Annotated in this window: 7 protein-coding genes; 4 read left to right on the top strand and 3 right to left on the bottom strand. The window is 67.5% G+C overall.

What is annotated here, in order from left to right; genetic code table 11:
• Positions 1-688 precede the first annotated feature (688 nt).
• The 3 genes from ACFZCD_RS22310 to ACFZCD_RS22300 all read left to right on the top strand — a co-directional run bounded on the left by ACFZCD_RS22310 (position 689) and on the right by ACFZCD_RS22300 (position 4,459).
• Positions 689-2,275 (top strand): FG-GAP-like repeat-containing protein, encoded by a 1,587-nt coding sequence (locus ACFZCD_RS22310; RefSeq protein ID WP_391833458.1) that lies wholly within the window; start codon positions 689-691, stop codon positions 2,273-2,275.
• A gap of 378 nt (positions 2,276-2,653) precedes the next feature.
• Entirely contained in the window at positions 2,654-3,787 is a 1,134-nt protein-coding gene (locus ACFZCD_RS22305; protein WP_391833456.1) for an acyltransferase family protein, read from the top strand.
• 210 nt (positions 3,788-3,997) lie between these two features.
• On the top strand, positions 3,998-4,459 hold the full coding sequence (locus ACFZCD_RS22300; RefSeq protein WP_391833454.1) for a hypothetical protein: 462 nt from the start codon (positions 3,998-4,000) through the stop codon (positions 4,457-4,459).
• A gap of 60 nt (positions 4,460-4,519) precedes the next feature.
• Here the strand turns inward: ACFZCD_RS22300 and ACFZCD_RS22295 are convergent, their stop codons facing one another.
• The 3 genes from ACFZCD_RS22295 to ngcE all read right to left on the bottom strand — a co-directional run bounded on the left by ACFZCD_RS22295 (position 4,520) and on the right by ngcE (position 7,958).
• Positions 4,520-5,461 (bottom strand): carbohydrate ABC transporter permease, encoded by a 942-nt coding sequence (locus tag ACFZCD_RS22295; RefSeq protein WP_391833452.1) that lies wholly within the window; start codon positions 5,459-5,461, stop codon positions 4,520-4,522.
• Position 5,462: 1 nt separating this feature from the next.
• The gene (locus ACFZCD_RS22290; RefSeq protein ID WP_391833451.1) at positions 5,463-6,380 is read right to left on the bottom strand and encodes a carbohydrate ABC transporter permease; all 918 of its coding nucleotides are present in this window, start codon (positions 6,378-6,380) and stop codon (positions 5,463-5,465) included.
• A 141-nt stretch (positions 6,381-6,521) separates the two neighbouring features.
• Positions 6,522-7,958, bottom strand: a complete 1,437-nt coding sequence (gene ngcE / locus ACFZCD_RS22285) for an N-acetylglucosamine/diacetylchitobiose ABC transporter substrate-binding protein (protein ID WP_391833449.1) — start codon at positions 7,956-7,958, stop codon at positions 6,522-6,524.
• 659 nt (positions 7,959-8,617) lie between these two features.
• Here ngcE and ACFZCD_RS22280 point away from each other — a divergent pair.
• On the top strand, positions 8,618-12,445 hold the full coding sequence (locus ACFZCD_RS22280) for a GH92 family glycosyl hydrolase (RefSeq protein ID WP_391833447.1): 3,828 nt from the start codon (positions 8,618-8,620) through the stop codon (positions 12,443-12,445).
• Positions 12,446-12,466: the final 21 nt, after the last annotated feature.

Raw genomic sequence — 12,466 nt, 5'->3', positions numbered from 1 at the left:
TCGCGTCGGCAAGAGTGACGGCGAGAGAGTCAGCCGGGGAGCCGAGCCCCCGGCGCCTTGCCACTGTGGTCGAGCTTCGCGTCACCGGCTGATTTGTCCCGTCAAGCCTGTTGCCCAGTCCCGCCCCAGAGGAAGCTCGCATGCCTGCCATACGCCCACGTAGCGCGTGGATGTCAGGGTTATCGGTAGCGGCTGTCGCTTGCCGACACACTCAAGCCGATGCTCTCCAGGACGCCACCGGACGGCAGGAACAGGCCGGCATCATCAACGCCCCCTTGTCACGAGGCCGGCCCCTGGGCGCCGACCCGGACAAGGCACTCGCCGGCACCGTCGGCCGCGCCGCACCGCGCGCGAGGCGCAGGCACTTCGGCCTGCATCCAGCCGTGGAAGTAAACGTCACGCGCCTCCGCGCAGGCCCCCTCACTTAGCACCCGGACTGCCACGACGCCATGCGGTGCGGGACTTAATTCCATGAAGTCACGGCAAGCCCCTCAGCGAAAAGTGCGCCTCCTCCGTTCACGGAAAGGGAGGGCCGCACTCGGCCGTAGTCGCCAAAAGCTGTCCTCCGATCGCAAGGAAGCGCACACTCCGGGCTGCCAAAAAGAGATATGACAGAGAGTCATTGAACTTGAAGAGTAGAAATCACCTCAGACCGTCGTCACCGCGACTGGCCGCGTTCGCGCTGACCGTGGCACTCACAGGAGGCCTTCTGGCCACCGATACCGTGGTCGCCGACGCGCAGCACTCACAGGGGTCCCCCGGCACTCCTGAAGTCGTTCCACCGGCCGCCGGAAAGAGCTGGAATGTGCCACGCCTCACCGTGATGCCTCTCGGCGATTCGATAACGTACGGCGCCGGCAGTTCGACCGAGTCCGGCTACCGCGGCGAATTGTGGAACCGGCTGGCCTCGCACACGGACCACTTGGACTTCGTGGGATCCGTGCAGAATGGAAAGCTTCCCGACCTGGACCACGAAGGACACTGGGGCTGGAAGATCGGTGGCCTGTCGAGCAATATCGACAGATGGCTGCCGGCCGCACAACCCAATGTGGTGCTGCTGCACATCGGCACCAACGACCTCAACGACAACTACCACGTGGATACGGCCCCCCGCCGCCTCGGTGACCTCATCGACAAAATCACGTCGGCCGCCCCTGATGTGACGGTGCTGGTCTCCTCTCTGGTCCCCTCCACCACGGCCGACACCCAGAAGCGCATCGAGCAGTTCAATGCCGTGGTGCCCCAACTGGTCGCGGAGCGGAAGGCCAAGGGCCGGCACGTCGGGTACGTCGACATGGGGGCGGTCACCACGAGCGATCTCGCCGACGACCTCCACCCCAAGGACAGCGGCTACGTCAAGATGGCCGAGGCGTTCTACCAAGGCGTGGCCCGGGCGGCCGAGGACGGCTGGATCCAGCAGCGCGTGGACGTGAAGCCCGCCGCACCGCGCCGGGCGGCTCCGCCCGGTGACTACCGGGTAGACGTCGACGGCGATGGAAAGGCCGATTACCTCGTCGTCGAGGACAACGGATCCGTGAAGGCCTGGATCAACAACGGCGGCACCGACCACGGCAGCTGGAGCGGACGCGGCACCTTCGCCACCGGCGTCGGCGCACCCGGCAGCAAAGTCCGCTTCGCCGACATCAACGGCGACGGCAAAGCCGACTACCTGGTCCTCAATGACGACGGATCCGTGAAGGCCTGGATCAACAACGGCGGCACCGACCACGGCGGCTGGAGCGAGCGCGGCACCTTCGCCACCGGCGTCGGCGCACCCGGCAGCAAAGTCCGCTTCGCCGACATCAACGGCGACGGCAAAGCCGACTACCTCGTGGTCAAGGAATACGGCGCCGTGCAGGCCTGGCTCAACAACGGGGGCACCGGTCAGGGAAGCTGGATCGGGCTCGGCACCATCATCGGTGGTGTCGGCGAACACGACGACAGCATCCGTTTCGCCGATATCGACGGCGACGGCAAGGCCGACTACCTCGCCGTCCAGGATGACGGCTCCGTGCGGGCCTGGATCAACAAGGGCAGCGACGGTCGCGGCCGCTGGATCGAACTCGATTCCTTCATCCCCGGCGCCGGCGAACCCGGGCACAAAGTCCGCTTCGCCGACATCAACGCCGATGGCAAGGCCGACTACCTCGTCCTTCAGGACAACGGCGTGATCCAGGCGCGGATCAACGCCATCGGTGAGGGCCAGGGAAGCTGGACCGAACGCGGCACCTTCGCCACCGGCGTCGGCGAGCCCGGCAGCAAGGTCCGGATCTAACGCAACACCTGGAAATGGGCGGGCATCTGTCCCTCCGTATGCCTTCGGCCTGCAAGAACCGCAGGTAACAGGAGCCGCGGGTAAGTCACGACACTCCGGCTCGGCAAACCTGTGACCGAGACACCTCATGTAGTGACCATCTTGCATATAAGATGAGCGCTTCGTGCTCATTCGTTCCGCAGCCGGAGGCCGCCTTCCCGCGGCCCCGGCCACCCGCAGTACGGCCTGTGTTCCCTGCCCGCGCCAGCCGGGCGGGACACAGGCGTTTCTGTGGTCCCTGGAGATCATTTCTCCAGGGATCCCTCCATGCCCTCGCACGGCCCTGCGACGTGACCCATGTCGCAGCACTCGCCTGCTCTTCACCTGGGATAGCCGACCGTGAGTCTGATAACCCCCACCGCCACCGAGGTGTCCAGCAAGTCTCCCGTTTCAGGAGTACGCCTGGATTCGCTCACCGGCCTCCGGTGGTACGCGGCGCTGCTCGTCGCCTGCTTTCACTTCTTCTATGAGGAGGCGTCGACCGGCACTTCGGTGCACGTCTTCCGGCTGAAGGAGGTCGTCTACGCCGGCCCCTCGGCGGTGTCGTTCTTCTTCATCCTCTCCGGGTTCGTCCTCGCCTGGTCGGCACGTCCCCGTGACACCGTGACCGGATTCTGGCGGCGCCGTTTCTCCCGGATCTACCCGAGCCATCTGGCGACCTTCTTCGTCGCCGTGCTCACCATGATCTGGATGGGCAAGGCCCTCGACCCCCGGATCGCACTGACCAACCTCAGCCTCACCCAGTCCTGGATTCCCAACAGGAAGGACTGGTGGTTCGGGTACAACGGCGTCTCGTGGTCACTGAGCTGCGAGTTCCTCTTCTACCTGAGTTTCCCGCTCGTGGTGAAGCTCATTCGCCGGCTCTCCACCCGGGGCCTGTGGGCAACCGTGATCGCCGGCAATCTGTGCGTGGTGCTTGCCCCGCTGGCCGCCGCCCGCATCGCGCACGCGACGGGCTGGGACCCGAAGTTCATGCTGTACATCTTCCCGCCCGTCCGGTTGCTCGAGTTCGTCATCGGCATCGCGGTCGCCCTTCTGGTAAAGAGCGGGAACTGGCGCGGCCCGGGACTCGCCGCCAGCCTCGCCCTGGCCGTCCTGGTCGTGTTCGGGCCGTCCCACGTCATGCCCTTCGACTTCCACTGGGCCGCCGACACGGTGATTCCGTACACGCTCACCATCGCCGCAGCGGCCCGTGCCGACGTACGGGGAGAGCCTTCACCGTTCCGGAATCGCATTACGGTGTACCTGGGTGAGGTCTCCTTCGCCTTCTACCTGGTGCACGAGATGGTCATCTTCAGCGTCGACCACTTCCTCAAGACGCATCACCTGCTCATCCCGCTGAGTCTGCACCTCGGGCTGGTGCTGACGGTTTCCTTCCTCGGCGCGGTAGTCCTCCACGAGTACGTGGAGAAGCCCGGCGTGAAACTCCTCTCCGCCCGGCGCCGGAAGCCCACCCCGGCCGTGGCGACCTGACCGACGGACCGCAGCCACGAGCCGGCAGAGAGAGCCTCCCTCCTGCCGGAAGACCCTTAATTCACCGGACAGCACATTTGACAGACACCACGCCCTGATACGCATTCGTGTGGTTTGGTGTGGATACGTCACAGGTAATTACTTTTCTTTCGACATCGTGGGTCATCCAGGGTTGCGCGCAGGCGCAGCCCATCCGTGAAGGGTGATCCGATGCGAAATCTTGTGCGTGCCGCGCTGGTGGTTCTCTGTGCGGCCGGGGCCGCACTGCCCGTCGTTCCGGGGGCGCAAGCGGCGACGGGGGCCTCCTCGGCTCCCGCCGACTGCCGGTACTTCTATTCGAACGGGCGGCCCGGGCCGAACGGGGAGACCAGAGGCAGTGGTGTCTACGACGAGGGGGATCGTGACGCCGAAGGCCGTGTCTGCCACAACGGCTGGTGGGTGCATCCGTCCGAGGTGAACCACCGCCGCGATGACGACGACCGCCGAGACGATGATCACCGCCGGGAGGACGACCACCGACGCGATGACGATCACCGCCGGGACGACGACCACCGACGCGACGACAGCCACCGTCGCGACGACGACCGTCGTGACGACCACCGCGACGACCGTCACGACCGCGATCACGACCGCGACCACGACCGCGACCACTCCTACGGCCGCCGCCCCTAGTCGGCGGCAGCCCCCAGCCGTTTCCCTGGTGCCTGACCGGCACCAGGGAAACCGTTCACGCTACTTCAGCGCCCCCGCCGTCAGGCCCGCCTGGACCTGGCGCTGGAAGACGATGTACGCCGCCAGGACGGGGAGCATGGCGATGACCAGGCCCGCGAAGAGGCCCGACCAGTCGCCCTTGTAGCCCTGGCTGACGGCCAGGGCTACCAGGCCCTGGGGCAGCAGCTTCTTGTCCTCGTCGCCGACATTCAGGACCGCCGGCAGCAGGTACTGGTTCCACTGGCCCAGGAAGTTGAAGATCCCGACGCTGATCAGGCCCGGCTTGGCCATCGGGAGCATCACCTGGAAGAACGTGCGCGTGTGCGAGGCACCGTCGATCAGGGCCGCCTCGGCCACCGAGCTCGGCAGCGTGCGGAAGAAGCCGCTCAAGAAGAAGATCGTGAACGGGAGCGAGTAGGCGATGTAGACCAGGATCAGACCGTGGTACGTGTCCAGCAGCTGCATGTTCTTCATGACGAAGAACAGCGGGACGAGGGCGAGGATCACCGGGAAGCTCATCCCGCCCACGAACAGGTAGTAGATGAAGCGATTCCCCGGGAATTCGAACCTCGCCAGGACGTAGGCCGCCATCGAGCCCAGCAGCATCGTGCCGAAGAGCGAACCCGCCACCACCACGACCGAGTTCATGAAGTACTCGCTCATGTGCGCCTGCGACCACGCCCTCGACCAGTTGTCGAAATGCAGGCTCGTCGGCAGCGCCCAGGGCGAGGTGAAGATGGACTTGTCGTCCTTCAGCGCGCTCATCACCGCCCACACGAGCGGCAGCGTCACCATCAGCGCCCACAGGATCAGCACCCCGTGCGAGAAGACGTTGAGGATCCTGCCCTCGGTGCCGAGCCGGCCCTCCGGGGAGTCCACCACCGGCACGTTCTCGCCGTCCGGCGCCGCGGACGGCTTCCCCTCCGCCGCGGATGTGCTTTCCACGCTTTCCACGCCGCCCATCTCAGAACTCCAGCCGTTCGCGCCGGCCGAGCTTCATCACGATGCCGGCGAAGATCATGGTGACGATGAGCAGGGCGACCCCGAGCGTGGTCGCGTATCCGGCCTGCCCGTCGCGGAATGCCTTGGTGTAGAGGAAGAAGGCGAGCACCTCGGTGGAGTAGTCCGGGCCGCCGGGGCCGACGGTCATGATCTGGACGACCGCGAATCCGTCGAGCGCCATGATGCCCATGTACACCCAGCCCGTCTGGACGGTGTCCCACAGCAGCGGCAGCGTGATCCGGAAGAACGTCTGGACGCGGTTCGCACCGTCCAGCAGGGCCGCCTCGTAGAAGTCCTTGGGAATGGAGCTCATGCCCGCCGAGAACAGGACGACGTAGAAGCCCACGTTGCTCCACACCATCACCGCCATGACGCACCACAGCGCCAGGCTCGGATCACCCAGCCAGTTCGGCCGGACGGAGTCCAGCCCGATCGCGTCCAGGAACGAGTTGAGCGCCCCGCTGTTCGGGTTGTACGCGAACTGGAACAGCAGCGCCACGATGGCGATCGACAGCACCTGCGGGAAGAAGTAGACGACCTTGTAGAAACCGGAGCCGCGGACCCCGGCGACCGCCGCGTTCTTCCTGCGGCGGCCGCCCACGTTGAGCATGAAGGCGAAGAAGAGACCAAGCCCCAGCGTCACCAGCGGCAGTACGAGCAACAGCAGGACGTTGTGGCCGACCGACTTCCAGAACACGTCGTCGGCGAACATCTTCCGGTAGTTCTTGAGCCCGACCATCTTGAAGTCGGGGCTCAGGCCCGTCCAGTCCGTGAACGAGTAGTAGATGGCCTGGAGGAACGGCGAGATCACGAACACCGCGTAGATCACCAGGGGGACGGCCAGGAACCCCACGATGAAACGGTACTTACCGTGCTGCATTTCCCTGCGACTCCGATCTCCCCGCGCCGGCGCCCGATCCCGCCCTCACGCCTTACGCCCTGACGCTCCGAGCCCTCACGCCCTGACGCCTTACGCCGGCCGTGACGCCTCACGCCCTGACGCCGCTACGCCCCTACGCCCCTACTTGTGCTTGTACTTCTTCACCGAGTCGTCCTTGCGCGTGTCGTCCGCGAACTTCTGGATCTTCGTGATGGCCTCGTCCGGAGTCATCCGGCCCGCCATCATCTCGCCCAGCGCGGCGACGCCGATCTTCTCCTTCTGCAGGGCCACGTACCAGTCCTGGATCCGCGGGTTGACGACGTTCTCCCCTGCCTTCGCGAGCGCTTCCTGCGAGGAGCTCAGGCCCGGCGGCAGCGTCAGCCCCTCCGTGCCGCCGTTGAACGACGTCAGCGACGAGACCTGCTTGATGAAGTTCTGCGAGGACTTCTTCCCCAGCATGATGCGCAGGAGCTCCATTCCGCCCTGCGGGTTCTTCGCGTTCTTCGGGACGATGAACGGCTCGCCGCCCGAGGCCCAGATCGTGCCGAAGGGCATCTTGTCGCGCTTGGCGTCCAGGCTCGAAGGCGCTCCGACGGCCATCTGGAAATCGGCCGGCGTGGTCGGCTTGGACTCGTGCTCCACCCACGACCCGTTGGGGATGAACAGGGCCTTGCCCTGGTTCCAGGCGGTCTGCGACTCGATGTGGGTGAGGCCGGGGGTGCCCTGGAGGATGTAGCCCTTCTTGTAGAGCTCGTAATACGCCTCGAACGCCGCCTTGACCGCGGGGTCCTTCCAGGCGTTCGGCTCCAGGTTGTCGATCCGGTCGAGGACCTCCCGGCCGCCGATCTTGGCGATGAAGGGGTAGAGGCTGAACGGCAGGTAGTACGGGAACTTGCCGGGGTAGGTCCAGCCGGCGATTCCCTTCTTCTTCGCCTTCTCGCAGACGGCGAGCATCTCGTCCCACGTCTCGGGATACTGCGCGTCCAGCTTCGCCAGTGCCGTCTTCGAATACCAGACGCCGTAGACGGTGTAGGCGTAGAAGAGGATCCACGTCTCCCGGCCCTCGAACTGCCCCATCTCGACGACGCCGGGCCGCAGCGTGTCCCGCACCTTCTTCGACGGGTCGTCGATCGACGGCGCGTCCAGCAGCTCGTTCAGATCGGTCAGCTGCTTCTTGCCGACCAGGGTCCCCATGTCCATCTGCTTGGCGCCGGAGTTGTCGATCAGGTCCGGCGGCGTGCCGCCGTTGAAGCGGGGCTGGAGCTGGGTCTGGATCTCCTGGGTGGCCGCGTGCTTGATGTCGGCCTTCGGAAATGCCGCCTTGTACTCGGCCTCGGCGTCCTTGGCGTATTGCTGGCCGAACCCGCCGTCGAAGATGACGACGTCGAGCTGCGCGGACTCGTTGACCGCGAGCGGGTTCTTGTCGCTCTTCTTCCCCTTCTCCACCTTGTTGTCGTCACCATCGCCGCCGCCCGACGCGCAGGCGGTCAGCACGCTCATCGTCGGCACCGCGATCAGGCCGAGTGCGGCTGCTCTCTTGATCAGGTCGCGCCGGCCGAATTCCCCTGTGGATCCCATGCTCGATCCCATGCTCAAGTCCTCGCCTTCTCCAGGACTCAGGCGGTGCACCGGTTCTCCCCTTGCTCACGAGAGTTGCCTAAGGGCCCGACACCGCGGGTCAGTTGAAGCTTGGTGTGGTGCTCGGTGTGCTGGGTGTGCTGGGTGTGCTGGGTGTTCTGGATGCGCGCGCCGGGAACGGTGTCGTACCTGCGGCGTCCCCCCTGCCGCGCTCCCCCGGATCCGCCGCGGCGGCTCTCGGAGCCTCCCCGGTAGCCGACAGGTATAGTCCACTTCTCACCAACTGGGCAAGATCGGGAGCAGCTTCCGCCCCCAGTCTTTCTCTAGTTGAGACCTCGGGCGGTACGGAATCCCCGCCGGTTGAGACCTCCTGCGGTACGGAATACCCGTCGGTCGAGTCTTCCAGCAGTACGGGATCCCCGCCGCCCCGTGACGGTCCGTCGGCCCGCAGGGCGACGACACCAACTCCGAGACCCTTGACACCACCCGCCTCTCACGCCCTACTTAACTCTGCGCGGCTCACTTGACAACGTTGTCTGCACGTTGCGAGACATGGGAGACATGCGATGCGGCAGGGACGGCGCAACCGGCACTGGCCCCGACAGCACCGGCGCCCCGGCGTCACCCGTCTGCTGGTGCTCCTTCTGGCCGTCACTCTTATGACGGCCATTCAGGTACCGCGGAGCGCGCCCGCCACCGCCGCCCCCCACGCCACCCCTCACGCCGCCCCTCCCCCCACCGACCGCTTCTTCTCCTCCTTCGAGCCGGGCGACCCCCAGCCCGGCTGGCGCAACACCGTCGACTCCACCCCCGACGGCCGCAAGCGCACCGCCGGTGTCGACGGCAACGACACCCGCGGCATCCCCGGCAATGTCAGCGACTCCGTCACCGCCGTCCGGGCGAGCGGCGAGAACGCCGGCTCGGGCGAGGTCAAGGAGAACCTCGTCGACGGCGAGAGCACCACCAAATGGCTCACCTTCGAGAGATCGGGAGCCTGGCTGGAGTTCGACCTCGCCGAGCCGGTCACCGCCGTCCGCTACGCCCTGACGTCCGCCAACGACGCACCCGGCCGCGACCCCCGCGACTGGGTCCTGCAGGGCTCGCAGGACGGCAAGGTGTGGACGCCGCTCGACTCCCGCAAGGGCGAGACCTTCGACAAGCGCTTCCAGACCCGCCAGTTCTCCTTCATCAACACCGCCCCCTACCGCCACTACCGGCTCGACATAACCCGTAACGGCGGCGCCGACATCACCCAGCTCGCCGAGGTGCAGCTGGCGCCGGAGTACACCGGCCCGCCACCGCCCTCCGACATGCGCAGCTACGTCGACGGCGGCCCCAAGGGCTCCCCCACCGCCAAGGCCCGCGCCGGATTCACGGGGACCCACGCCCTGCGCTACGGCGGCGTCCACCAGGCCATGGGCCGCGCCTATTCGTACAACAAAATCTTCGCCCTAGGCCTCCGCGTGACCCCGGCCACCGTCCTGTCGTACAAGGTCTTCCCGTCCATGCCCGAGGTCGACCAGCGCTATCCGGCCACGCACGTGGCCCTGGACCTCGCCTTCACGGACGGCACCTATCTGAGTGACCTCGGCGCCGTGGACCAGCACGGCGCGCCGCTCACGCCCCGCGGCCAGGCCGACTCGCGCACGCTCTACGTCAACCAGTGGAACAACAAGGAGTCGCCCATCGGGGCCGTGGCCGCCGGGAAGACCGTGGCCCGGGTGCTCGTCGCGTACGACTCCCCCGCCGGGCCCGCGCAGTTCCGCGGCTGGGTGGACGACGTCTCCCTCGCCCCGGCCCCCGCCGAGAAGCCCCCGGCGCACCTGGCGGACTACGCCGTCACGACGCGCGGCACCCACTCCAGCGCGAGCTTCTCGCGGGGCAACACCTTCCCCGCGACCGCCGTCCCGCACGGCTTCAACTTCTGGACGCCGGTGACCAACGCGGGCGCCATTGACTGGCTCTACCAGTACGCCGCCGCCAACAACGCCGACAACCTCCCCACCATCCAGGCCTTCAGCACGAGCCACCAGCCGAGCCCCTGGATGGGCGACCGGCAGACCTTCCAGGTGATGCCGGCCCTCGCCGCCGGGGCGGGCCCCCCGGACACGAACCGCACCGCCCGCGCCCTCCCCTTCCACCACTCCCGCGAAACCGCGCGCCCGCACTACTACGGCGTCACCTTCGACAACGGCCTCAAGGCGGAGATCACGCCCACCGACCACGCCGCGGTGATGCGCTTCACCTATCCGGAGGGCGCCGGCGCGGACTCCGCCGCCCTCGTCCTCGACAACATCCGCAACCAGGGCGGCCTCACCCTCGCCCCTGAGACCCGCTCCTTCACCGCCTACTCGGACGTGCGCAGCGGGCTGTCCGCCGGCGCGGGCCGCATGTTCGTCTACGGGGTGCTCGACACGCCCGTCACCGCGAGCGGCAGAACGGACGACAAGGCCGGCACCACCGGCTACCTGCGCCTCGCCCCCGGCAAGGACCGCACAGTCACCCTGCGCATCGCGACGTCGCTCATCAGCACGGAGCAGGCCGAGGCCAACCTGAAGCAGGAGATCCCGGACGGCACCTCCTTCGACCGCGTCCGCGACCGGGCCCGCGCCGCGTGGGACGCCCTCCTCGGCCGCGTCGAGGTCGAGGGCGCGAGCCGCGACCAGCTCACCACCCTCTACTCCAGCCTCTACCGGCTCTACCTCTATCCCAACTCCGGCTTCGAGAACACCGGCACCCCCGCCCGCCCCCGCCACCGCTACGCCAGCCCCTTCTCCCGCCCGGACGGCCCGGACACGCCGACCCGTACGGGCGCGCACGTCGCCGACGGCGAGGTCTACGTCAACAACGGCTTCTGGGACACCTACCGCACCACCTGGCCCGCCTACTCCCTCCTCACCCCGAAGCACGCGGGCCGGCTCGTCGACGGCTTCGTGCAGCAGTACAAGGACGGCGGCTGGATCTCCCGCTGGTCCTCACCCGGTTACGCCGATCTGATGACGGGCACGAGCTCCGACGTGGCCTTCGCCGACGCCTACGCGAAGGGGGTCCGGTTCGACGCCGAGGCCGCCTACGAGGCCGCGCTCAAGAACGCGACGGTGGTGCCGGCCCTGCCCGGCGTGGGCCGCAAGGGCATGGAGACCTCCCCCTTCCTCGGCTACACGAGCACGACCACCCGCGAGGGCATGTCCTGGGCCCTGGAGGGCTACCTCAACGACTACGGGCTCGCGACGATGGGCAAGGCCCTCTACGAGCGCACCCGCAAAACCCGCTACCGGGACGAGTCCGCGTACTTCCTCAACCGCGCCCGCAATTACGTCAAGCTCTTCGACCCCGCCGTCGGCTTCTTCCAGGGCCGCAACGCCGACGGTTCGCGTCGGCTGCCGCCCGGCCGCTACGACCCGCGCGTCTGGGGCAACGACTACACCGAGACCAACGGCTGGAACTTCGCCTTCCACGCCCCGCAGGACACCCGGGGCCTGGCCGGGCTCTACGGCGGCCGGGAGGGCCTGGCCGACAAGCTCGACCAGTTCTTCGGCACGCCCGAGACCGGCGTGCCCGAGTTCGCCGGCTCGTACGGCGGGGTGATCCACGAGATGACCGAGGCGCGGGACGTCCGGATGGGCATGTACGGCCACAGCAACCAGGTCTCGCACCACATCACCTACCTCTACGACGCCGCCGGGCAGCCCTGGAAGACGCAGGAGAAGGTGCGCGAAGTGCTCTCCCGCCTCTACCTCGGCAGCGAGATCGGCCAGGGCTACCCGGGCGACGACGACAACGGCGAGATGTCGGCGTGGTACCTGTTCAGCGCCCTGGGCTTCTACCCGCTGGTCATGGGCAGCGGCGACTACGCGATCGGGTCGCCGCTCTTCCGGAAGGCCACGCTCCATCTGGAGGGCGGCCGGGACGTGGTGGTGAGGGCCCCGCGCAACAGCGCCCGCAACGTCTACGTGCAGGGGCTGCGCGTCAACGGCAAGGCGTGGCGCTCGACCGCCCTCCCGCACGCGGTCCTCGCGAAGGGGGCGACCCTGGAGTTCGACATGGGTCCGCGGCCGTCGTCCTGGGGCAGCGGCCGCGACGACGGGCCGACGTCCATCAGCAAGGACTTCGAGGCCCCCGTCCCCGACGAGGACCTGACCGCCCCGGGCACCTCTCCCCTCACCGACGACACCTCGGTCACGGACGTCTCCTTCACCACGGCCCTCCTGCGGGTACCGTCCGGCGCCCGCGTCACCTCGTACACCCTGACCTCGGCCGACCGGGCCAAGGCCCCGGACGGCTGGGTCCTGGAGGGCTCCCCGGACGGGGAGGGGAGGTGGGCGGAAGTCGACCGGCGCAAGGGCGAGCCGTTCGCCTGGGACCGGCAGACGCGGGTCTTCTCGGTGGCACGGCCCGGTGCGTACCGGCACTACCGGCTGCGGGCCGCGGACGGCGGCGATCACGTCCTCGCCGAGATCGAACTATTGGGGTCAAGATCCACATAAAAGCCATTGACACGTAAAGAA

Source organism: Streptomyces sp. NPDC008001, assembly GCF_042958085.1.
Taxonomy (GTDB): Bacteria; Actinomycetota; Actinomycetes; order Streptomycetales; family Streptomycetaceae; genus Streptomyces.
Note: the sequence above shows the minus strand (reverse complement) of the source record. Positions and strands in the feature narration are given on the sequence as shown.